At 30.4% G+C, this 23,536-nt stretch carries 20 protein-coding genes; 19 read left to right on the forward strand and 1 reads right to left on the reverse strand.

Annotated elements, in window-relative coordinates:
- Positions 1–148 precede the first annotated feature (148 nt).
- The 6 genes from clpB to DW911_RS08125 all read left to right on the forward strand — a co-directional run bounded on the left by clpB (position 149) and on the right by DW911_RS08125 (position 7,928).
- Positions 149–2,716, forward strand: coding sequence for an ATP-dependent chaperone ClpB (gene clpB, locus DW911_RS08100; protein ID WP_118607687.1), 2,568 nt, complete (start codon positions 149–151; stop codon positions 2,714–2,716).
- Between the two features lie 101 nt (positions 2,717–2,817).
- Complete coding sequence (locus DW911_RS08105; RefSeq protein ID WP_118433168.1) at positions 2,818–3,624, forward strand: YhjD/YihY/BrkB family envelope integrity protein; 807 nt, start codon at positions 2,818–2,820, stop codon at positions 3,622–3,624.
- Between the two features lie 52 nt (positions 3,625–3,676).
- Complete coding sequence (locus DW911_RS08110; protein WP_118607688.1) at positions 3,677–4,417, forward strand: RsmE family RNA methyltransferase; 741 nt, start codon at positions 3,677–3,679, stop codon at positions 4,415–4,417.
- Positions 4,417–5,181 (forward strand): hypothetical protein, encoded by a 765-nt coding sequence (locus DW911_RS08115; protein ID WP_118433172.1) that lies wholly within the window; start codon positions 4,417–4,419, stop codon positions 5,179–5,181. The genes DW911_RS08110 and DW911_RS08115 overlap by 1 nt, the downstream gene beginning before the upstream one ends.
- A gap of 8 nt (positions 5,182–5,189) precedes the next feature.
- Positions 5,190–6,473 (forward strand): tRNA (N(6)-L-threonylcarbamoyladenosine(37)-C(2))-methylthiotransferase MtaB, encoded by a 1,284-nt coding sequence (mtaB, locus tag DW911_RS08120; RefSeq protein WP_369831769.1) that lies wholly within the window; start codon positions 5,190–5,192, stop codon positions 6,471–6,473.
- Positions 6,474–7,928 (forward strand): UDP-N-acetylmuramoyl-L-alanyl-D-glutamate--2,6-diaminopimelate ligase, encoded by a 1,455-nt coding sequence (locus tag DW911_RS08125; RefSeq protein WP_118433176.1) that lies wholly within the window; start codon positions 6,474–6,476, stop codon positions 7,926–7,928.
- A 19-nt stretch (positions 7,929–7,947) separates the two neighbouring features.
- Here DW911_RS08125 and DW911_RS08130 read toward each other — a convergent pair whose 3' ends face one another.
- A complete protein-coding gene (locus tag DW911_RS08130; protein ID WP_118607689.1) occupies positions 7,948–8,637 on the reverse strand; it encodes a BglG family transcription antiterminator in 690 nt (229 codons plus the stop codon).
- Between the two features lie 238 nt (positions 8,638–8,875).
- Here DW911_RS08130 and pflB point away from each other — a divergent pair, with 238 nt between their 5' ends.
- The 13 genes from pflB (at position 8,876) to DW911_RS08195 (ending at position 23,535) form a co-directional block, all read left to right on the forward strand.
- Entirely contained in the window at positions 8,876–11,140 is a 2,265-nt protein-coding gene (pflB, locus tag DW911_RS08135) for a formate C-acetyltransferase (RefSeq protein ID WP_118607690.1), read from the forward strand.
- Between the two features lie 68 nt (positions 11,141–11,208).
- Positions 11,209–11,964: a pyruvate formate-lyase-activating protein gene (gene pflA, locus DW911_RS08140; protein ID WP_118433182.1), complete on the forward strand. Its 756-nt coding sequence runs from the start codon at positions 11,209–11,211 to the stop codon at positions 11,962–11,964.
- 131 nt (positions 11,965–12,095) lie between these two features.
- Positions 12,096–12,971, forward strand: coding sequence for an ROK family protein (locus tag DW911_RS08145; protein WP_118433184.1), 876 nt, complete (start codon positions 12,096–12,098; stop codon positions 12,969–12,971).
- Between the two features lie 65 nt (positions 12,972–13,036).
- A complete protein-coding gene (locus tag DW911_RS08150) occupies positions 13,037–14,311 on the forward strand; it encodes an O-acetylhomoserine aminocarboxypropyltransferase/cysteine synthase family protein (protein WP_118607691.1) in 1,275 nt (424 codons plus the stop codon).
- A 71-nt stretch (positions 14,312–14,382) separates the two neighbouring features.
- Positions 14,383–15,159, forward strand: coding sequence for a nitrilase-related carbon-nitrogen hydrolase (locus tag DW911_RS08155; RefSeq protein WP_118607692.1), 777 nt, complete (start codon positions 14,383–14,385; stop codon positions 15,157–15,159).
- A gap of 229 nt (positions 15,160–15,388) precedes the next feature.
- Positions 15,389–17,011, forward strand: a complete 1,623-nt coding sequence (locus DW911_RS08160; RefSeq protein ID WP_118433190.1) for a peptide ABC transporter substrate-binding protein — start codon at positions 15,389–15,391, stop codon at positions 17,009–17,011.
- An 83-nt stretch (positions 17,012–17,094) separates the two neighbouring features.
- The gene (locus DW911_RS08165; protein WP_118433193.1) at positions 17,095–18,039 is read left to right on the forward strand and encodes an ABC transporter permease; all 945 of its coding nucleotides are present in this window, start codon (positions 17,095–17,097) and stop codon (positions 18,037–18,039) included.
- A 2-nt stretch (positions 18,040–18,041) separates the two neighbouring features.
- Positions 18,042–18,968 carry an ABC transporter permease gene (locus DW911_RS08170; RefSeq protein WP_118433195.1) on the forward strand — a complete coding sequence of 309 codons (927 nt, stop codon included), beginning with the start codon at positions 18,042–18,044 and terminating at the stop codon, positions 18,966–18,968.
- A 2-nt stretch (positions 18,969–18,970) separates the two neighbouring features.
- Positions 18,971–20,053 carry an ABC transporter ATP-binding protein gene (locus DW911_RS08175; protein ID WP_118433197.1) on the forward strand — a complete coding sequence of 361 codons (1,083 nt, stop codon included), beginning with the start codon at positions 18,971–18,973 and terminating at the stop codon, positions 20,051–20,053.
- A 1-nt stretch (position 20,054) separates the two neighbouring features.
- Positions 20,055–20,984 (forward strand): ABC transporter ATP-binding protein, encoded by a 930-nt coding sequence (locus DW911_RS08180; RefSeq protein ID WP_118433199.1) that lies wholly within the window; start codon positions 20,055–20,057, stop codon positions 20,982–20,984.
- Between the two features lie 150 nt (positions 20,985–21,134).
- The gene (locus DW911_RS08185) at positions 21,135–22,757 is read left to right on the forward strand and encodes a peptide ABC transporter substrate-binding protein (protein ID WP_118607693.1); all 1,623 of its coding nucleotides are present in this window, start codon (positions 21,135–21,137) and stop codon (positions 22,755–22,757) included.
- Positions 22,758–22,915: 158 nt separating this feature from the next.
- Positions 22,916–23,101: a PspC domain-containing protein gene (locus tag DW911_RS08190; protein ID WP_118433202.1), complete on the forward strand. Its 186-nt coding sequence runs from the start codon at positions 22,916–22,918 to the stop codon at positions 23,099–23,101.
- Between the two features lie 23 nt (positions 23,102–23,124).
- Positions 23,125–23,535 (forward strand): hypothetical protein, encoded by a 411-nt coding sequence (locus DW911_RS08195; RefSeq protein WP_118433204.1) that lies wholly within the window; start codon positions 23,125–23,127, stop codon positions 23,533–23,535.
- The last annotated feature ends 1 nt before the right edge of the window (position 23,536 follow it).

A 23,536-nucleotide genomic window follows, 5' to 3' on the forward strand; every position in this document is an offset into this window, starting at 1 on the left:
CGGCGACGATAGTGCTACGGTGCAACAATAGCGAACTGCCAGTTCTTTTTTTTATAAAAAAATTAGCACTCAATGCTTGACACTGCTAATAAATAGTTTATAATGATATTAGCACAAGAGGAAAGAGAGTGCTAAAGGAGTGATAACAATGAATATAGAAAAGTTTACAGATAAAATGAAAGAAGCGATATCTAGTGCTAGTCAACTTGCTTTAGAATATAAAAATCAAGTAATTGACATTGAACATATTCTCTATGTTTTATTGGAAGATAGTAGCGGTATCTTCTGTAGAGTTTTATCTAAATTAAATATAGATGTTAAACAATTGCAAAATCAATTATTATTAAGAATTAAAGAAAAGCCACAAGTAACAAATATAGATGTCAATAGTATTCGTATTTCTTATGGTTTAAATGACCTATTATCTAAAGCGATGAACCAAATGTCACAATTTAAAGATGAATATGTTTCTGTTGAACATTTAATTATGGCTTTATTTGACATTAATGAACCTTGGTTAAAAGATTTATTAAATCAATATCATATCAATAAAAAAGATGTAAAAAAAGCAATATTAGAAATGAGGGGTGATCATATGGTTAATAATCCTAATCCTGAAAACACATATGAAGTATTAGAAAAATATGGGCGTGATCTTACAAAAGATGTTGAAAATGGTAAATTAGATCCTGTTATTGGACGTGACGATGAAATTAGGCGTGTTATTCAAATATTATCACGTAAAACAAAGAATAATCCTATTTTAATTGGTGAACCTGGTGTTGGTAAAACAGCCATTGTAGAAGGTCTTGCTTGGCGTATTTATAAAAATGATGTGCCTATGTCCTTACAAAACAAAACACTATATGAATTAGATTTAGGATCTTTAGTTGCTGGTGCCAAATATCGTGGTGAATTTGAAGAAAGACTTAAAGCAGTTTTAAATGAAATTAAAAAAGCAGAAGGTAATATTATCTTATTTATTGATGAAATTCATCAATTAGTAGGTGCTGGTAAAACTGATGGTGCGATGGACGCGGCTAATTTATTAAAACCAATGTTGGCACGTGGTGAATTACATTGTATTGGTGCCACAACATTAGACGAATATCGTCAATACATTGAAAAAGATGCTGCATTAGAAAGACGTTTCCAAAAAGTTCAAGTTGATGAACCGGATATGGATGATAGTATCGCTATTCTTCGTGGTTTAAAAGATTCATTTGAACGTCACCATGGGGTTCAAATTACAGACAGTGCTATTATTAGTGCAGTAAACTTATCTCAACGATATATTACTGATCGTTTTTTACCAGATAAAGCTATTGATTTAATTGATGAAGCTTGTGCTTCGATTCGTATGGAAATTGATTCATTACCTGAAGAATTAGATGGTATTACCCGTGAAAAGAATCGTTTAGAAATGGAAAGAATTTCTATTGAAAAAGAAGATCGTAATGAAGATAATGAAAAACGTTTAGTAGAAATCAAAGAACACATCGCTTCTTTGACTGAACAAGAAACAGGTTTAAGAGCAAAATGGAAAGAAGAAAAATCATCATTAGATCATATTAAAGAACTAAAAAGTGAAAGAATGCATTTAGAATCACTTAAAGAAAAATATCAAAGTGAAGGTAATTTAGAAGAAGCTTCTAAAATTAAATATGAATCTTTACCAAAACTTACAAAAGAAATTGAAGAATTACAAGCTAAAAAACAAGATAATGATTTACTTCAAGAAAAAGTGACGGTTGACAGTGTAAGTGAGGTTATTGCTCGTTGGACTGGAATTCCTATGAATAAACTAATGGAATCTGAACGTGAAAAATTATTAGCTTTAGATGATACTTTAAAATTACGTGTCATTGGACAAGATGATGCAATTGAAAAAGTAACTGACGCTATTTTAAGATCGCGAGCTGGTATTAATGATGAAAATAGACCAATTGGATCATTCTTATTTTTAGGACCAACTGGTGTTGGTAAAACTGAAGTTGCCAAAGCATTAGCTGAACAATTATTTGATAGTGAACGTAATATTGTCAGAATTGATATGTCTGAGTATATGGAAAAATTTAGTGTTTCTCGTTTACTTGGTGCGCCACCAGGTTATGTTGGTTATGAAGAAGGTGGACAATTATCAGAAGCCGTAAGACGTCATCCTTATAGTATTGTCTTGTTAGATGAAATTGAAAAAGCACATCCTGATGTTTTCAACATTTTATTACAAGTATTAGATGATGGACGTATTACAGATAGTAAAGGAAATACGGTAAGTTTTAAAAATACAATTATTATTATGACAAGTAACATGGGTTCTCAATACTTATTAAATGGTAACACACCTGAAAATCGAAAATTAGTACAAGAAGAATTGAGAGCACACTTTAAACCAGAATTCTTAAATCGTATTGATGAAGTTGTTATGTTCAATTCATTAGATGATAGTGTTGTTAATAAAATTATTGATAAATTTATTAATCAATTAGAATCTCGATTAGAAGATAAAAAGATTTCATTAGAATTAACAGGTGAAGCATACCAACATATTAAAGATGAAGGATTTGATCCGGTTTATGGTGCAAGACCATTAAAACGATATATTCAATCTCACATTGAAACAAAACTTGCTAAGGAGATGATTAAAGGAACTATTAAATCTGGTGACCATATTTTAGTTGACTATCAAGATGATATTGTATTAAAGAGAGCATAAAAGCAAATTCTCCAAAGATTATATATCTTTGGAGAATTTTTGTTTATTCTTACAAGAAGATGATATATTATAATGGAGATAGTTAATAAAAGGGGTAGCGTATGGAAAAATTAAAAAAAGTAATCAATATATATTTATCAGATGATGCAACGTTATTTCGTTATTCATTAAGTTTTTGTTTATTATTATCTTTATTACCGGCATTAGTCATTATATTTTATTTTTTTAATGAAATAGCGATTGATCCAACAGTGCTTGTTAATGCTCTTTATGATTTTATACCACAAGAATTATTATCTCCTTTTATTCAATTTGTGAGTGATAAAAATTATCATTCCATTATGTCTATTATCATCACATTGATTGTTGCTACATATGTAGCAAGTAAAAGTTTTTATTCATTTATGATTATATCGATGCAAGATGAGAATTTTATTATTCCTTTAATTTTAGTAAGATTGAAAGCTTTTGTTTCTTTTGCTCTTTTTATGATTGCTATATGTGCTATTTCTATTATGAATCAATATATATTAGCACTTAATTCATTATTTTTTATTTTAAGTTTAATTGCTATTTTCTATTTATTTTATCGAGTGTTATCTTTTGAAAAAAAACCGTTAAGTTATGGCTTATTAGGTAGTGTTTTTAGTAGTGTTGCGATTGTAGGGGTAGGGCGTCTATTTTTATGGTTCGTTGAGTATTTCACATCTTATCATAGTTTGTATGGACCTTTTGCTTCATTAGTTGTTTTATTTTTATCAGTGTATCTTATTAGTAGTATTATTTATTTTGGTTATTGTCTAAATAGAATCTATGGTCAAAGTTATCAATTTCATGAATATAAGCATATTGCTTATTATGAGTATCTAAGCCAAATCATTAACCAAATCTATGATACTTTTCGTTAAATTTCTTTAACTTTTATCATATTATGCTAAAATAGGGCGAGGAGAAAAAATTATGCAAAGATATTTTATTGATCAAACATTACAAATACATCACCCATTTGAAATTGATTCAGATGATTTGCATCACATAAAGCATGTTATGAGATTACAAAATCAAGATCAAATTATTTGTATTGATAAAAATAAAAAAACATATTTAGCAAAGATAGAAAATATTAATCAAGGAACAATAGAACCCATTGAACTCATTGATGTTAATAATGAGTTGGATATAGAAGTGACACTTATTTATGCTATGCCTAAAGGGGATAAGTTTGAAATGGTGTTACAAAAAGCAACAGAATTAGGTGTAACAAGAATTATTCCTATGCAAACTAAACGTTGTGTTGCAAAACTAACATTAGAAAAATTCAATAAAAAAGTAACAAGATATAAAAAAATATTAAAAGAGGCAAGTGAACAGTCACTTAGAAGCCAAATACCTGAAATTATGCCTGTAATCCAATTAAAAGATATTGAATCTTATTTAGGAGATTATAATTTAGTAGCTTATGAAGAAACTGCTAAAGCCAATAAACATGGACAACTGGCTTTAACTTTACAACAGATTTGTCCAGGCGATCATCTCGTTATTATTGTAGGTAGTGAAGGTGGGTTTGATGCACAGGAAGTTGAATTTTTAAATGGTTTAGGTGTTAAAAATTGTAGTTTAGGAAAAAGAATTTTAAGAAGTGAGACGGCACCACTTTATTTATTAAGTGTGATTGGCTATAGTAGGGAGATTTTAAAATAATGATGAAATATTTAAAAAAATATGGGAAGGAAACAAATCTTCATAAAACTAAGTTATACTGCTTTTTAGAGGAAAATAAAGATATCTTTGAGCAAGCAGGATATCCATTTAAAATAAAAACATATGAAGAATTATTTAAGTATGAAGTTCTTTATCATAGTTTGTCTAATAAAAATAAAATTGATGAAGCTTATAACCATTTTATTAATACAAACTATGATGTTTTAGATTATTTAAATTATGATGAGAAAAGAAAAATGTTTGATCAAGATTTAAAACCTATCTTAGAACAATGTCACTGTTTTAAAGAGCCTGAAAGTGGACAATTAGTCTATTTACCTCATTATGATCTAGATATGAATAGCCGTTATATCAATGACTATCAAATGTTGACTTTAAAACAATATCAAGAATACATAAAACAATATTCTAAAGATATCAATAAGCCTTATCGTTTATATCAATTTTATCCATTTATATCTTCATTTTCTTCTTTAAAACCAATTGGAAAAGATGATCATTATGCATATTTTTATTATCCAGAAAGTAAACGTGTTTATTTATTTGATCAAAATGATTATCAATGCATTGATGAACTTATTTTTATTGATAAATATCAAGATATAGATCCTTCATTAGAAGATGTAAAAGAAATTGTTAAAATATATCTTAATGAAGATGTGCAATCACTTGTAGATACATTGTATGAAAAACAATGGCTAAGTGAAAAAATATATAAAAAAATTAAGAAAAAATTAAAGTAGGTGAAATTATGAAAGTAGCATTCCATACATTAGGATGCAAAGTTAACTCATATGAATCGGAAGCTATGTTAAGATTATTTGAACAGGCAGGGTATCAAGAAGTTCCTTTTAAAGAAGTGGCTGACGTTTATGTTATTAATACTTGTACAGTAACAAATACCGGTGATAGTAAATCTAGACAGATGATTCGTAAAGCGATTCGAAAAAATCCACAAGCAACTGTTTGTGTGGTAGGTTGTTATAGTCAAAGTGCGCCTCAAGAGATAGAAGCTATTGAGGGTGTAGGGGTTATTTTAGGTACACAATACCGTAATCAAATTGTTGAATTAGCAAAACAATATCAAGAAACAAAACAAATGATTGTCAAAGTCAATGATGTCATGAAAGTCGATACGTTTGAAGATTTAAATATTGATCGTTTTCATAACACACGAGCTTATTTAAAGATTCAAGATGGATGCAATAATTTCTGTACATATTGTATTATTCCTTATGCTAGAGGAAGAGTGCGTTCAAGAAAACCAGAAAGTGTTTTACATCAAGCTCAAGAATTAGTGAATCATGGATATGTTGAAATTGTATTGACAGGAATTCATACAGCCGGGTATGGTGAAGATTTAGATCATTATACTTTCTCTGATTTATTAAAAGAACTATGTCAAATTAAAGGTTTAAAAAGATTACGTATTTCTTCAATTGAAACGAGTCAAATTACTGACGAGATTATAGATTTAATGAGTACCAGTAAAATCATTGTTAACCATTTACATGTTCCATTACAATCAGGTTGTGACAAGATATTAAAAAGGATGAATAGAAAATATAATTGTCAAGAATATGCAGCTAAACTTGAAAAAATAAGAAGTCTTTTACCTCAAATTGCCTTTACTACTGATGTAATTGTAGGTTTTCCGGATGAAAGTGAAGAAGACTTTGAAACAACATATCAATTTATCAAACAAATAGGTTTTACTCAATTACATGTTTTCCCTTATTCGCCTAGAAAAGGAACACCTGCAGCAAAGATGAAAGATCAAGTAGATGAAAAAATTAAACATCAAAGAGTGAATCGTTTAATTGAGTTATCACAAGAACTAAATTCCCAATTTGCTTTGAGTCAAATTGGTAAAACTTTAAGTGTTTTATTTGAAAAAGAAGAAGATGGCTATTATGTAGGTCATGCTGATGATTATTTACTCGTTAAAGTCAAAAGCAATGAAGAATTGATAGGACAAATTAAGGATGTTATAATTGATTCATATCAAGACATACTAATAGGAAGAGTGAGATAATTGAAACGTTTAAATGAATTATTTGACATAGATAATGAAATGAAAATCTATTCAATTCATAGTGATTCAAGATATGTAAAACCTTATTCAGTATTCTTTTGTATTGAGGGATTAAGTGTAGATGGTCATCGTTATGTTGACGATGCCATCTTTCAAGGAGCTAAAGTCATTGTTCATACAAAAGATTTACCAAGCTATCGTAAAGGAATTATTTACATACGTGTCAATGATGCTTTAGATGAATTGAATCGAGTATCAAGTATTTTTTATGATCATCCTAGTCATAAAATGAAAATGATTGGGGTAACGGGAACCAGTGGTAAAACGGTTGTGGCTTCTATGGTAAAAATGATTATGGATCGTTTTTGCAAAAGTGCTTATATGGGAACCATATCCTTAGAATACGATGGAATTAAAGAACAATGTCCCTATACCACACCAGAAACCTTATATGTTCAACAAAAATTAGCAGATATGGTCAAACATGGCATTAAAGTTGTGGCAATGGAGGCAAGCAGTCATGGTTTAGCATTAAGAAGGATTGATGCAGTACAATTTGATATTTCTGTTTTAACAAATATTGGCAAAGAACATCTTGATTTTCATGGGACAATGGAACGTTATGTAGCAAGTAAACAAAAATTATTTGAGATGCTACCACCGACTGGATTAGCAGTATTAAATCATGACGATGAGCATTATGAAACAATTAGTAAAAACTGTCATTCAAGAGTGATGACTTATGGAATAGAAAAAGAAAGTGAGATTATGGCTAAAAATATTGAATTATTTTTAGATCATAGTGAATTTGATTTATCCTTTAAGGGAAATGAGTATCATGTTAATTGTCCGGTACTGGCTAAGTTTAATGTTTATAATGTATTAGCAGTTGTAGGTGTTTTAATTGGGATGGGGTTTGATAATTCAATGATTATTGATGCTGTTGAAAGTATTCCTCAAGTTGAAGGAAGGATGGAAATTATTAAGCACGACCAGCCTTTTACAGTTATTGTTGATTATTGCCAGCATACAAAGAATTATCACGATTTATTTGAATTTGTTTCTCAAGTTTCTTCGGGAAGAATTATTGCAGTTATGGGAGCACCTGGTAAACGTAATTTGAAAAGAAGAAAACAAATTGGAAAATTAGCTAATGAATATCTTGATCATGTTATTTTAACAGAGTTAGATGATCGTGGTGAAAATACAGTTGATATTTGTAAAGATATTCAAAGTGAAATCAAAGATATTACGAGTGTCATTGTTTCAAGAAGGTCAGTCGCAATAGAACAGGCTATAGATATTGCTTGTCCAGGAGATGTTGTTTTGCTTTTAGGAAAAGGACATGAGAAGTTTATTTCAATGGAAGTAGGGCAAAGTCCTTATCCAGGAGACAAGGTTGTAGCATTGAGGGCAATTCAGCGTATTTATGATACAGATAGTGAAGATGAATAGGAATAATAAAAAAGGACATCTAATCAAGATGTCCTTTTAGCTTGCTTGTTGAAACAACAAAATGTAAAGCAATATATGCGATTTCGTCATCAGTGAATCGTTTTTGATATTTTTCTTCAACTACATCATTTAAAATACTCGCTAAAGAAAATTCAAACTGATGTCTTTCTTTGATTTTATCAACTAATGGGTTATCAATTTGACTATCATTTTGTAAACGCTCAAGAGCAGGAGTCAAATGTAAACCAATAGAAACAAATAATTTATCATCATCTTTAAAATTTAAATCTTTTTCATCTTTAATACGTTGCATTGTTTCTCTTAATATAACAGCAACATCTTCATCTAATAAATCAAATCCCGGATTTAATTCGATATCTAAAGCTTTATTTTTAGATAAATACATCGATACTAAAGCTACTTCTGACTCAGGAAATTGAATATCATATTTTTTTTCTAACATAGAACATAAATCAAGAGCGTATTTGAAATTATCATTATCACGATAATATTCAACTTGTCCTTGACTTAGAGGAATATAGTTATCCGATTTTATTCTAATAACTGCAATTGTTAAATGAATTGCAAGATTGTTGATAGAGTTAGTAGATAAAAATAAATGACGATCTTCTATGACTTGTCTAATGTCATGAGTAATCTGTTGTTTTGTTAAATCAAAATTTTCATTTGAATGAATCGCAAGAGTCATGCTCATCCCTCCAATCAATATGTATATGATATACTAATGACATCAAAAAATCTAGTCAAAATCAAAAAAAATTAAATAAAGCATTTGAGTAGAAAAATTAAGGAATAGTTGCTATATTAAAGTTGTAAAAAGTAATGATTGATATATCAAAAAAAACTTTGAAATTATGCAACTTTATCATTGTTTAACTAAAAGTCAAGTGCTATAATGATGAAGAAATTTGATAGGAGGATTAAAGATGACTTTAACAGACAAATTTAATGAAGAATGGAAAGGATTTAAGGGTAGACTTTGGAAAGAAGAAGTTAATACTCGTCAATTCATCCAAGACAACTACAAACCATATGATGGAGATGAATCATTTTTAGCTGGTCCTACTGAAGCAACTAACAAGCTTTGGGGAAAACTTCAAGAATTACAAAAAGAAGAAAGAGCTAAAGGTGGAGTTCTTGAATGTGAAACTAAAGTAGTAAGTGGACTTACTGCTTATGGTCCAGGATATATCTCAGAAGATATGAAAGATCTTGAAAAAGTAGTTGGTTTACAAACAGATAAACCATTAAAAAGAGCATTCATGCCTTACGGTGGTATTAAAATGGCTGAACAAGCTGCAGCTACTTACGGATATGAACCAGATCCAGATTTACATGAAATCTTTACAAAATATCATAAAACACATAACCAAGCTGTATTTGATGTTTATACACCAGAAATCAAAAAAGCTCGTCACAACAAAGTAATTACAGGATTACCTGATACTTATGGACGTGGACGTATCGTTGGAGATTATCGTCGTGTTGCTTTATACGGTATTGATTTCTTAATTGAAGAAAAACAAAAAGATTTTGCTAACTGTGGTAGTGGATCAATGACAGATGATATCATTCGTCAAAGAGAAGAAATCGCAGAACAAATTAAAGCATTAAATGGAATGAAAGAAATGGCTAAGATTTATGGATATGATATCTCTAAACCTGCTACAAACGCTCATGAAGCATTCCAATGGTTATACTTCGGATATTTAGCAGCTATCAAAACTCAAAACGGTGCTGCAATGTCAGTTGGTCGTGTTTCTACTTTCTTAGACATCTATGTTGAAAGAGATTTAGAAAACGGAACAATTACAGAAGAAGAAGCTCAAGAATTAGTTGACCATTTCGTAATGAAATGTAGAATGGTTAAATTTGCTCGTATTCCTTCATACAACCAATTATTCTCTGGTGACCCAGTATGGGCTACATTAGAAGTTGCTGGTTTAGGAACTGATGGACGTTCAATGGTTACTAAAAACTGTTTCCGTTTCTTACATACATTAGAAAACATGGGTCCTTCTCCAGAACCAAACTTAACAGTTTTATATACTAAATTATTACCGGAAAACTTCAGAAGATTCGCAGCTAAAATCTCTGTAGATACAAGCTCAATCCAATATGAAAACGATGATGTAATGCGTCCTGTATGGGGAGATGATTACTCAATTTGTTGTTGTGTATCAGCTACTCAAACTGGTAAAGAAATGCAATTCTTCGGAGCTCGTGCTAACTTAGCTAAATGTTTAACTTACGCTATCAATGGTGGTGTTGATGAAAAAACTAAACAACAAGTTGCTCCAGAATACCGTCCAATCACTTCTGAATATTTAGATTATGACGAAGTAATGGATAAATACTTACAAATGATGGATTGGTTAGCTGATTTATATGTTAATACATTAAACTTAATCCAATACATGCATGATAAATATTATTATGAAGCTGCTGAAATGGCTTTAATTGATACTGATGTTAGACGTACATTCGCTACAGGTATCGCTGGATTCTCTCATGTAGTTGACTCATTAAGTGCAATCAAATATGCAAAAGTTAAAACTATCAGAGATGAAGATGGTATCGTTGTTGATTACGAAACTGAAGGTGACTTCCCAAGATATGGTAACGATGATGATCGTGCTGATGATATCGCTGTATGGTTATTAGGTGAATTCTTAGCTAAAATCAAAAAACATCATACTTACAGAAATTCAGAACCAACAACTTCAATCTTAACTATCACTTCAAACGTTGTTTATGGTAAAGCTACAGGTTCATTACCAGATGGACGTAAAGCAGGTGAACCATTATCACCAGGTGCTAACCCATCATACGGTGCTGAACAAAGTGGTTTATTAGCTTCATTAAACTCAGTTGCTAAATTACCATACGAATGGGCATTAGATGGTATTTCTAATACTCAAACAATCAACCCTGATGCTTTAGGACATAATGAAGACGAAAGAGTTACAAATTTAGTACAAGTTATGGATGGATACTTTGAACAAGGTGCTCATCACTTAAATGTAAACGTATTTGGAACTGAAAAATTAATTGATGCTATGGAACATCCAGAAAAAGAAGAATATGCAAACTTCACAATTCGTGTATCTGGATATGCAGTTAAATTCATTGACTTAACTCGTGAACAACAATTAGACGTTATCGCAAGAACTTGTCATGATCATATGTAATCAATTAGATTAATAACATTTAATTAGTAAACAGCCTCATTTGAGGCTGTTTTATTACCGGAGGAAATATGGAAACAATCGGAAGAATTCATTCAATAGAGAGTTTTGGTTCTGTAGATGGACCAGGAGTTCGTTATATTTATTTTTTACATGGTTGTCCTCTTCGCTGTCAATTTTGTCATAACCCAGATACATGGGGATCAAAAAAATATGAGGAATATACACCAGAAAAAGCACTTCAACAAGCTATGAAGTATAAATCTTATTGGGGTAAAAAAGGTGGTATTACTGTTAGTGGTGGAGAACCACTTGTTCAAATTGATTTTTTAATTGAATTATTCAAATTAGCCAAAAAAGAAGGAATCAATACATGCATTGATACAAGTGGGGGTTGCTTTACAAGAGAAGAACCATTCTTTTCTAAGTTTAAAGAATTAATGGAATATACAGATTTACTACTTGTAGATATCAAGGAAATCAATAATGATAGACATGTTGCTTTAACAGGAAAAGACAATTATCATATTCTAGATATGATACGCTATCTTTCAGATATTCATAAACCAATTTGGATAAGACACGTTCTTGTTCCTGAAAGAAGTGATTATGATGAAGATTTAATAAAATTAGATAAATTTATATCTTCATTATCTAATGTAGAACGTGTTGAAATTCTTCCATACCATACTCTAGGAGTATTTAAGTGGGAAGAACTGAATATTCCTTATAAATTAGATGGAATTAAACCACCTACTAAAGAACGTGTAGAAAATGCTAAAGCATTATTACATGTTGATCAATATACAAAATATTTAGAAAAATAATTAAAAAGAGTTTCATGTTAAAGACTATTTATTCTTGACTATGAAACTCTTTTTCTTTTTTTATTTCTTATATTTACAATTATCTTGGAGTTGTTTAAAATAAAATTAGATTAGGTAAAAGGAGACATAAAATGAAATTAGGAGCTATAGAAGCAGGTGGAACAAAATTTGTTGTTTGTATTGGAGATGAAAATGGTCAAGTTTTAGAAAGAGATTCATTTCCAACAGAAGCACCTGAAAAAACAATGGCAAATGTATTTAAATTTTTTGATGGAAAAGATATTGAAGCATTAGGAGTAGGAAGTTTTGGACCTATTGATCCAGATTTATCAAGTCCAACATATGGTTATATTACTACAACGCCTAAACCAGGATGGAATAATTATAATATTATGGGAGCATTAAAAGAAAGATATGATATCCCAATGGGATTTGATACTGATGTTAATGGTGCTGCACTAGGAGAAGCAACGTTTGGTGCTGCAAAAGGATTAGATAGTGCATTGTATTTAACTATTGGTACTGGAATTGGTGGCGGAGCCGTTGTCGGTGGACAATTAGTACATGGATTACTTCACCCAGAAATGGGACATATGAAAATGATTGTTAGAGAAGATGATCATTATGCTGGTAAATGTCCATATCATGGTACATGTTTTGAAGGTTTAGCTGCTGGTCCAGCAATTGAAGAAAGATGGGGAATGAAAGGAAAAGATATTCCTGAAGATCATCCAGCTTGGGATTTAGAAGCTTATTATATTGGTCAAGCAATGGCTAATTATGTTTTAACTTTATCACCTAAAAAGATTATTTTAGGTGGAGGAGTCATGCATCAAAAACAATTATTCCCTATGATTCATAAATATACTCAAGAATTCTTAAATGGATATATTCAAAAAGAAGAAGTGACAACTGACAAAATCAAAGACTATATTGTTTATCCAGGACTTGGGGACAACGCAGGTGTCGTAGGAGCTTTAGCTCTAGCAAAACAAGCTTTAAAATAAGCTTGTTTTTCTTTTTGTTTCTTATTAAAATTTACTTATAAGTATTAAAAGGAGGAGAAATAAAAATGACTAAAGTTGCAACAAAAGGATTACATGAAGGATGGGTTCCTAAAAAAGGTGAACCACGTTCATTACCAATCTATCAAAGTACAACATTTAAATATGATACTAGTGAAGAAATGGGAAGATTATTTGATTTAGAGGATTCTGGATATTTTTATTCAAGATTACAAAATCCTACTAATGATGCTGTTGCTGCTAAGATAGCAGCAATGGAAGGGGGAGTAGCTGGAATGCTTACTTCTTCTGGACAGGCTGCTAACTTTTTTGCGGTATTTAATATTTGTGAAGCAGGAGATCATTTTATAGCTTCGTCTGCTATTTATGGAGGAACCTATAATTTATTTGGCGTTACAATGAAAAAAATGGGTATTGATGTTACTTTTGTAGATCCAGAAATAAGTGAAGAAGACTTACAAAAAGAATTTAAAGAAAATACAAAATGTGTATTTGGGGAAACCATTACAAATCCTACAGTTAGTATTTTTGATATTGAAAAATTTGCTAAAGTAGCCCATCAAAATGGTGTACCATTAATTGTGGATAATACATTTGCGACACCAGTTAACTGTCAACCAATTAAATGGGGTGCCGATATTGTAACTCATTCAACAACTAAATATATGGATGGACATGCAAGTGGTGTAGGCGGTGCTATTGTTGATAGTGGAAACTTTAATTGGCTTCAATATGGTGATAAGTTTTCTGGTTTAACAACACCTGATGAATCTTATCATGGAATAACTTATGCAAAGAAATTTGGGAAACTTGCTTATATTACAAAAGCAACTGCTCAATTAATGAGAGATTTAGGACCAATTCAATCACCACAAAATGCTTTCTACCTAAATTTAGGGTTAGAATCATTAGCGGTAAGAATGAAACAACATTGTCAAAATGCATTAGCAGTAGCTAAGTATTTAGAACAAAATGAGAAAGTCGCTTGGGTAAAATATGCAGATTTACCAAGTAGTCCATATCATGAGCTTGCTAAAAAATATTGCCCTAAAGGAACATGTGGGGTTCTTTCATTTGGCTTAAAAGGAGAAAGAGAAAAAGCAGAAATATTTATGGATAGTTTAAAATTAGCCTCTATTGTCACACATGTTGCAGATGCTAAAACATGTTTACTACATCCAGCAAGTCATACTCATCGTCAAATGAGTGATGAACAATTAAAAGCAGCAGGTGTTGCACCAGATCTTATTCGTTTTTCTGTTGGACTAGAAGACATTGAAGATATTCTTGCAGATTTAAAACAAGCCTTTGATAAAATTTAATAAAACAGTCCTTTTTCAATTTGACAATTTTTGCATAGCATAATAAGTATAGTATAGATGAGGTGGTAAAAATGAAAATCGCATTAGGGCAAATTAACATGTATTTTGAAGATAAGAAAACAAATTATGTCATGATTGAAGAGTTTGTTAGTCAAGCTCATGATAATCATGCGGATCTTATTATTTTCCCTGAAATGTCGTGTACCGGATTTAGTATGAATACAGAATTAATTGGTGAGACCAATCATGAAACTGAAAAATTAATGATGGAACTTTCGCGAGATTATCATATTAAAATTATGTTTGGGCAAGTGTTAAAAAACGAAAAAGGATTTTTTAATAATTTTACTGCTGTTAATGGTAGTGAAGTGCTCTTTTCATATAATAAAATTCATCCATTTACTTATGAAGCAAATTATTATCAAAAAGGCAATCAGATTATTTCTAAAAAAATAGATGAGTTCATTTTTTCACCATTTATTTGTTATGATCTAAGATTTCCTGAAATATTTCAAATGGCGTCTAAAAAAAGTCAGATTATTATTGTTATTGCTTCGTGGCCTGAAAGGAGAGATGATCACTGGCTTACTTTACTAAAAGCAAGAGCCATTGAAAATCAATGTTATGTCATAGGGGTTAATCGTGTAGGGTATGATAAGGATAATCAATATATTGGTCATAGTTGTGTCTTTGACAGTAACGGTAAAAGACTGACGCGTTTATCAACTGATGAAGAAAACATATATTTAGAAATTCATTTAGATGATATTGAAAAAGCAAAACAAGGGAATCAGTTTAAAAAAGATCGTAGAGAAGATTTATATCTAAAACTAATGAGTGGTGAATAAAAATTATTAATTTAATAAATAAATAAAATATTTTTAATATCAAATTTTATATTTTTATAAAATATCTAAATAACACAAAAATATTTAGATAATAAAGGAATCGTACTAAAAAAAATTCAATTTAGTATGCATTTTCTATTGACTTATGTCGATATATGTGGGATTATAAGTGCATAAAAATTAGATTGTATACATTTATGCAACTAGAAGGGGAAAAGAGGAGAATATTATGAAAAAATTATTATCGTTAATGCTATGTGCATTAATGGCTCTTACACTAGCTGGATGTGGTGGTTCAGGAAGTGCAGGAAAAACATTTACTTTTGCAAGTGAATTAGATATTAAAAACTTAGATTCATCTGATGCTGATGATGGTATGTCATTTGATGCATTACATGCATGTATCGATGGTTTAATGGGTCTTGATAAAGACGGTAATATCGTTGGTGCTATTGCAAAAGATCACACTGTAAGTGATGACGGATTAGTTCACACTTTCAAATTAAGAAATGCTAAATGGTCTAATGGAGACCCTGTAACAGCAAAAGATTTCGTTTATGCATGGCATAGAATTGTTAAAAACAATGGTAACTATGCTTATATGTTAGGTACTGACGGTGCAGCTATCACTGGTGTTGATGAAATCATGGAAAAAATCGCTAACAAAGAAAAAGTTGCTGATAGCGATTATGATGCAATGGGAGTTAAAGCAGTAGATGACAAAACATTAGAAGTTACTACTACTAGAAAAATTGATTACTTTGAAGAATTAATGACATTCCCATGCTATTATCCAATTAACCAAAAATTCTGTGAAAAAGCTGGAGATCAATATGGTAAGAGTGCTAAAAACATTTTATCAAATGGAGCATTCGTAATGGATTCTTGGTCACCAGGTAGCAAAGCTACTTTCAAAAAGAATGATAAATATTGGAATAAAAAAGCAGTTAAATTAGATACTTTAGTTATGAACTTAGTTCAAGAACCTAAAGTAGGTGCTACTAACTTCAAGAGTGGTAAAAATGATTTCACTACAATCAACTCTGAATTAGTAGATAAATACAAAAAAGATAAAGCTTATACAACATTTGGTGAAGGTTACTTATTCTATTTAAGCTTAAACTTCAAAACAAAAGAATTACAAAACTTAAATGTAAGAACTGCATTATCTTACGCTATTAACAGAGATGACTTTGCTGATAACGTATTAAAAGATGGTTCTAAAGGTGCTACAGGATATGTTCCTAGTGGATTATCAACTAGCCCAGATGGAAAAGACTTCCGTGAAGAAGCTGGAACTTTAGTATCATATGATGCTGCTAAAGCTCAAGAATATTTAGATAAAGGTTTACAAGAATTAGGTGTAAGTAAAATCAAATTAAGATTAACTTATGGTACTGATGAGTCACCAATGGATCAAATGGCTACTTATTTACAAAATGCATTTAGTAAATTAAATGGTCTTGAAATCGAAATGGTTGCTACAACTAAACAAGACAGAATTTACAACAAACAAAAGAATGGTGATTTCGATATTTGTTGTACTCGTTGGGGACCTGACTATGCAGATCCAACTACTTACTTAAACTTATTATTAGACGGTAACGCAAATAACTATGGTAAGTATTCAAATGCTGCTTATGAAGAAAAAATGAATGAAGTTACTGATGCAAGTGATGCTAAAGATCGTTGGCAAAAAATGATTGAAGCTGAAAAAATTGCAATGGATGATTATGCATTTATCCCAGTATTCGAAAAAGGTGCTGCTGCATTAAAGAATCCTAAAGTTAAAAACTTAGTTCAAAAAGCTGTTGGTGTTCCTTATACATTCAACTATGTTGATATCAAATAAGTTATTTAAAAAAGAAAATGATTTGGGTAAACACAATATAGTTTCTATATTGTGTTTATCTTTAATAAGAAAAGGAGGATATTATGAATAAATCAACACTAAAATATATTGGTAAGCGTTTGTTGATTTCATGTGCAACATTACTTGTTATTTCTGTTGTATTATTCCTCATGGTTAGGTTCCTACCAGGATCACCAATTAATAACGAAAAATTGAGTGATGCTCAAAGGGCTATTATTGAGGCAAAATATGGATTGGACAAACCACTCATTGTTCAATATGTCAATTATTTTAAAAATATGTTAACTGGAGATTTTGGGGTTTCAATGAACCTTTATAAAGATATGCCAGTTAGTTCTCTTGTAGGAGATGCAGCTAAAATTTCTTTTGCATATGGTATTTGTGCAGTTATTATTGGTTCTGTAATCGGTATTTTACTTGGTGTGTTTGCTGCATTACATAGAAATACTATCTGGGATACCCTTGCAACTGTTATCTCTGTAATTGGAGTTTCTATCCCTTCATTTGTATTTGCATTATTTATATTGATTTTCTTCGCTGCAGATTTACAGCTTATTCCTACGATGTATGATGAATCACAAGTTGTTTATTCATCAATTATGCCAGTTTTGGCTTTATCAGTAGGTGTTATTGCCAATGTAGCGCGTTTTACAAGAACTGAAATGATTTCAGTATTAAATAGTGAATATATTACTTTAGCCAAAGCTAAAGGGTTAGATGGTAAAACTGTTATTTTCAAACATGCATTACGTAATGCATTAATTCCAGTTATTACAATCTTAGGACCAATCTTAGTCAATTTAATGACTGGTACTATGGTTGTTGAAAAGATTTGTAGTGTACCTGGATTAGGTAAATTATTAATCAATAGTATTCAAGCATCTGATTATAATGTTATTCTTGCATGTTCATTCTTATATGCAGTTATGTACATTTTCATGATGTTAATTATCGATGTTTCTTATGGTATTATTGATCCAAGAATTCGTTTAGGAAAGGATGATTAGTAATGGAAGATATTAAATTTTTAGATGATGACTTTCAATTAGTCGGTGACAAACAAGATATTACTAAAGATGTTGTCTCTCCAGCTAAACCTGCTTGGAAAGATGCCTTAGGACGTTTTTGTAAAAATAAAGGTGCTGTTATTGGATGTGCAGTTATCTTAATTATTACTTTACTTGCTATTTTTGCACCAATGTTTTCTAGCTGGAAATTTGATGCTATTGATACAAGTATGAAAAATATTGGACCATGTGCAAAACATTGGTTTGGTACAGATACATATGGGCGTGATTTATGGGTTCGTATTTGGACTGGTACACGTTATTCATTGTTTATTGCAGTTGTTGCAATTTTTATTGATGTTGTTGTAGGGATTACTTATGGTTTAATTTCTGGTTATTTTGGTGGAATGGTTGACTCTGTTTTACAAAGAATTCAAGAAATTATTAACTCTATTCCTACTTTAGTCGTTTTAACTTTATTATTAATGGTAATGAAATCTTCTTTATTTACAATTATTTTAGCTTTATCATTCACTGAATGGATTGGTATGTCACGTATTACCCGTGCGCAAGTTTTAAAAGTAAAAGAAGATGAATTCGTATTAGCTTCACGTACTTTAGGTGCAAGTGATTTCTTCATTATTTTTAAAGAAATCTTACCAAATATTTATAGTCAAATGATTATCATGGTTATGATGTCAATTCCTAATGCTATTTTCTATGAAGCATATTTATCATTCGTAGGTTTAGGTTTACCTATTCCTCTTGCATCACTTGGAACTTTAATTAATGATGGATTTAACTCATTCTTAGTTTATCCATATATGATGATGATTCCGGTAGTGATTTTCTCATTATTAATGTTAAGTTTTAACTTATTTGGAGATGGATTACGTGATGCTCTTGATCCAACTATGAAGGAGATGTAATCATGGCTGAAAGAGAAAGAATATTAAAAATTAGAAATTTAAATATTTCATTTAAAACAGATAGTGGAACAGTTAATGCAATTCGTGGTGTTAATTTAGACTTATATCGTGGTGAAACAATTGCTATTGTAGGTGAATCTGGATCAGGTAAATCAGTTACAACAAAAGCAATCATGGGTATTATGGCTAATAATGGTACAATTGATAGTGGTTCAATTGAATATACTTGGCATGATGAAAATACTGGTGAAGTGAGAACTGAGGATATTGTTAAATTAAATGAAAAACAAATGCAAAAAGAAATTCGTGGTCGTAAGATTGCGATGGTTTTCCAAGATCCAATGACTTCATTGAATCCAACTATGACTATTGGTAAACAAATTATGGAACCAATGATTTATCATTATGGTAAATCAAAAGAAGAAGCTTATGCAAAATCTTTAGAATTACTAGAATTAGTAGGAATTACTGATGCTGAAAAACGTATGAAAAACTATCCTCATCAATTATCTGGTGGGATGAGACAACGTATTGTTATTGCTATTGCTTTATCATGTGATCCATATGTGTTAATTTGTGATGAGCCTACTACTGCATTAGATGTAACAATTCAAGCAAAAATTCTAGAATTAATTCAAGATATCCAAAAGAAAAAGAATTTATCAGTTATTTACATTACACATGACTTAGGTGTTGTTGCTAAAGTAGCAGACTATGTCAATGTTATGTATGCTGGTAAAATTATTGAAACAGGTACAATTGATGAAATCTTCTACGATCCTCGTCATCCATACACTTGGGGTCTTTTATCAGCAATGCCTGATTTAGATACAAATGATCCTGAATTATATACAATTCCTGGTACACCACCTAACTTAGCAGTACCAGTTAAAGGTGATGCCTTTGCTCCACGTAATCAATATGCATTAAATATTGATTTAAGAGTTGAACCACCTATGTTTGAAGTGCCTGGATCAACTACTCATAAAGTTGCAAGTTGGTTAATGCATCCTAATGCACCAAAAATTGAAATGCCTCATGCACTAAAAAAACGTTTAGAAAAGATGGAAAAAGGAGGCAAATAAGATGGAAGAAAAACAACCTATTCTTGAAGTTAAAAATTTAAAACAATACTTTAAAATAAGTCGTAAGTTTACTGTTAAAGCAGTAGATGGAGTTTCATTTAAAATTATGCCTGGTGAAACTTATGGTTTAGTAGGTGAATCTGGTTCAGGTAAATCTACAACAGGGAGAAGTATTATTCGTTTATATAAACCTACTGATGGACAAATTATCTTTAATGGACAAGATATTTCAGGTAAAATGTCTAAACAAGAAATCAGTATGTTAAGAACTAAAATGCAAATGATTTTCCAAGATCCAATGGCATGTTTAAATCCGAGAAAAAAAGTTATGGATATTGTTGCTGAAGGTTTAGATATTCATCATTCATATAGTTCACAAAAAGAACGTGAACAAAAAGTTTATGATATTTTAGAGTTAGTAGGATTATCTAAAGAACATGCTAATCGTTATCCACACCAATTCTCTGGTGGACAAAGACAACGTATTGGTATTGCGAGAGCATTAATTATGAATCCTGATTTAATTATTGCCGATGAAGCTATTTCGGCTTTAGATGTTTCTATCCAAGCACAAGTAGTTAATCTTATGAAGAAAATTCAAAAAGATTTCAATACTTCATTTTTATTCATTGCTCATGACTTATCAATGGTAAAATATATTTCGGATCATATTGGTGTTTTACATTTAGGACATTTAGTTGAAACAGGAACAACTGAAGAAATCTTCTCTAACCCAATTCATCCATATACTAAATCATTATTAAGTGCTATTCCAGTTCCTAACCCACATGTTGAAAAAACACGTAAGTCATTAACTTATGATCATGACCAAAGCGATGTAGATTATACTGTTGGAACTGAGCATCATGTTGGTGGTACTCACTATGTACTTGCTACTGATGAAGAATTTGAAAAATGGACAAAACAATAAAGAACATGGTCTAACCATGTTTTTTTGTTTTTATTAATGATAAAAAAATATTAAGGTAATAAAAATATATTGACAAATAGTAATGTGTGTGCAACAATAATGTCAACATAAGGTTGTATACAATCTTATACAAAGGGGGGGAAAGGAAATATGAAAAAAGTAATTTCGATAATTTTGTCAATGATTATGGTTTTTACATTAACGGGATGTGGGAAGTCAAGTAGTAATGAAAAAACATTTACTTATGCTAGTGAATTAGATATTAAAAATCTAGATTCATCTGATGCTGATGATGGAATGTCATTTATGGCAATGCATGCATGTATTGATGGTCTTATGTCAGCAGATAAAAATGGGAAAGCGATTTATGCAATAGCAAGGAAACATACGGTAAGCGCAGATGGTTTGACACATACATTCAAACTAAGAGATGCAAAGTGGTCAAATGGGGATGAAGTTACCGCTAATGATTTTGTTTATGCATGGCGTAGAATATTTAAAAATAACGGAAATTATGCTTATATGTTCAGTAGCGATGCAGCATCAATTACCGGTGCTGATGAATTAGTGAAAAAGCAAGAGGATAAGGAAAAAATTACTGATAAGGATTTGAAAACACTTGGTGTTAAAGCTATTGACAAAAAAACTTTAGAAGTAAAAACAACAAGATATATCTCATATTTTGATGAATTGATGGCATTTCCTTGTTATTATCCAATAAATGAAAAATTCTGTAAGGAACAAGGTAGCCAATATGGTAAGAGTCCTAAAAATATTTTATCTAATGGGGCATTCGTTATGAAAACATGGAATCCTGGTAGCAAAGCTGTATATGAGAAAAATAAGGATTATTGGAATGCTAAAAACATTAAATTAGATAAACTTGTCTTTAATTTAGTAGTTGAACCTAAAGTTGCAGCTACAAACTATGACAGCGGAAAAGTTGATTACGCTACTATTAATTCAGAATTAGTTGATAAATATAAAGGTAAAAAAGATTATCGTACTTTTAAAGAAGGTTATTTATTTTACTTATCAATTAATTTTAAAAATCAATACTTAGCTAATAGTAATATTAGAAAAGCTTTATCATATGCAATTAATCGTGAAGATTTTTGTGATAATGTATTAAAAGATGGATCATTTGCTGCTAAAGGATTTATTCCTTCAGGATTAACAACTGATGATAAAGGTAATGATTTTAGAGCTTCATCACCTACATATACTGGTTATGATATGACAAAAGCACAACAGTATTTTGATGCAGGATTAAAAGAATTAGGTGTTAATAATATTACATTAAGTTTAACATATGGAACTGATGAATCTCCAATGGATCAAATGGCAACATATTTACAAAACGCATTTACTAAATTAAATGGATTAAAAATTGATATGGTTGCTACAACAAAGCAAGATCGTATTTATAATAAACAAAAAAATGGTGATTATGATATAGCTTTAACACGTTGGGGACCAGATTACAGTGATCCAACAACTTACCTTAACTTATTATTGGAAAATAATTCAAATAACTACGGTAAATATTCTAGTACAGAATATAATAATAAAATGGATGAAGTTAAAACTTTAACTGACAATACGCAACGTTGGAAAGCAATGCAAGATGCAGAAAAGATTTGTATGGATGATTACGCAGTTATCCCCGTATTTGAAAAAGGAACAGCAACATTATTAAATCCAAAGAAACAAGGAATTATTCAAAGACCTGTTGTTGTTACGACTTTCAATTATATTCAAGTAAAAAAATAAATATTTGAACAATAAACCTCTTTAATAATTTTAATTAAAGAGGTTTATTATTTATACATTGACAAATAATGTAAGAAGACATATATTATGTTAAAAGTCATGTTCATACATTTATTTAATATAAATAGAGAATATAGAGAAAGCGAAGGAGTTATGAGATGAAAAGATTATATAAATCAAGAAGGGAACAAAAAATATGCGGTGTTTGTGGAGGAATAGCTGAATATTTTGATATAGATCCTTCATTGGTAAGACTTGCCTGGATTTTATTTGTATGTGTAGGTGGAAGTGGTATCTTAGCTTACATTATATGTGCCATTGTTATACCTTATGAAGATGAATAGAAATTACTAAAGGAGATAATGTTATGATTGATTTTCAAGATGATAGTCAAAAGATAATGGATTATATTCAAAGACATATTCATGATAATCATCAGTTGTTCAAAACAATTGGTTACTACCTAAAAGATGATCAGGCAGTTAAAGAAGTAAAAAACTATTTTAATCGAAGGTATACAAATAATTGTATGATTTTGATGATTATCATTGATTTATTTATTTTTATAAGTGCAATAGTGTGGATAAAGATGAGTTATTTAACAATCATTATTAAAATACTTTCCCTTATTTTGTTACTATTTATAGGTCATCGTATTCATAAAATATTAAAGAATTTTCTAAAGGAAAGCTGTCAATATCGCTTCCTATATACTTTATTACAAAAGGTACCACGTGAACAATTAGAAAAAATTTATCATCAAGTAAAAAACGGTTAAA

The organism is Erysipelatoclostridium sp. AM42-17, from assembly GCF_003480255.1.
Taxonomy (GTDB): Bacteria; Bacillota_I; Bacilli_A; order Erysipelotrichales; family Coprobacillaceae; genus Faecalibacillus.

Coding starts and splice junctions, on each gene's coding strand:
- clpB (WP_118607687.1), top strand. CDS start 149: ATGAATATAGAAAAGTTTACAGATAAAATGAAAGAAGCGATATCTAGT.
- DW911_RS08105 (WP_118433168.1), top strand. CDS start 2,818: ATGGAAAAATTAAAAAAAGTAATCAATATATATTTATCAGATGATGCA.
- DW911_RS08110 (WP_118607688.1), top strand. CDS start 3,677: ATGCAAAGATATTTTATTGATCAAACATTACAAATACATCACCCATTT.
- DW911_RS08115 (WP_118433172.1), top strand. CDS start 4,417: ATGATGAAATATTTAAAAAAATATGGGAAGGAAACAAATCTTCATAAA.
- mtaB (WP_369831769.1), top strand. CDS start 5,190: ATGAAAGTAGCATTCCATACATTAGGATGCAAAGTTAACTCATATGAA.
- DW911_RS08130 (WP_118607689.1), bottom strand. CDS start 8,637: ATGACTCTTGCGATTCATTCAAATGAAAATTTTGATTTAACAAAACAA.
- pflB (WP_118607690.1), top strand. CDS start 8,876: ATGACTTTAACAGACAAATTTAATGAAGAATGGAAAGGATTTAAGGGT.
- pflA (WP_118433182.1), top strand. CDS start 11,209: ATGGAAACAATCGGAAGAATTCATTCAATAGAGAGTTTTGGTTCTGTA.
- DW911_RS08145 (WP_118433184.1), top strand. CDS start 12,096: ATGAAATTAGGAGCTATAGAAGCAGGTGGAACAAAATTTGTTGTTTGT.
- DW911_RS08150 (WP_118607691.1), top strand. CDS start 13,037: ATGACTAAAGTTGCAACAAAAGGATTACATGAAGGATGGGTTCCTAAA.
- DW911_RS08155 (WP_118607692.1), top strand. CDS start 14,383: ATGAAAATCGCATTAGGGCAAATTAACATGTATTTTGAAGATAAGAAA.
- DW911_RS08160 (WP_118433190.1), top strand. CDS start 15,389: ATGAAAAAATTATTATCGTTAATGCTATGTGCATTAATGGCTCTTACA.
- DW911_RS08165 (WP_118433193.1), top strand. CDS start 17,095: ATGAATAAATCAACACTAAAATATATTGGTAAGCGTTTGTTGATTTCA.
- DW911_RS08170 (WP_118433195.1), top strand. CDS start 18,042: ATGGAAGATATTAAATTTTTAGATGATGACTTTCAATTAGTCGGTGAC.
- DW911_RS08175 (WP_118433197.1), top strand. CDS start 18,971: ATGGCTGAAAGAGAAAGAATATTAAAAATTAGAAATTTAAATATTTCA.
- DW911_RS08180 (WP_118433199.1), top strand. CDS start 20,055: ATGGAAGAAAAACAACCTATTCTTGAAGTTAAAAATTTAAAACAATAC.
- DW911_RS08185 (WP_118607693.1), top strand. CDS start 21,135: ATGAAAAAAGTAATTTCGATAATTTTGTCAATGATTATGGTTTTTACA.
- DW911_RS08190 (WP_118433202.1), top strand. CDS start 22,916: ATGAAAAGATTATATAAATCAAGAAGGGAACAAAAAATATGCGGTGTT.
- DW911_RS08195 (WP_118433204.1), top strand. CDS start 23,125: ATGATTGATTTTCAAGATGATAGTCAAAAGATAATGGATTATATTCAA.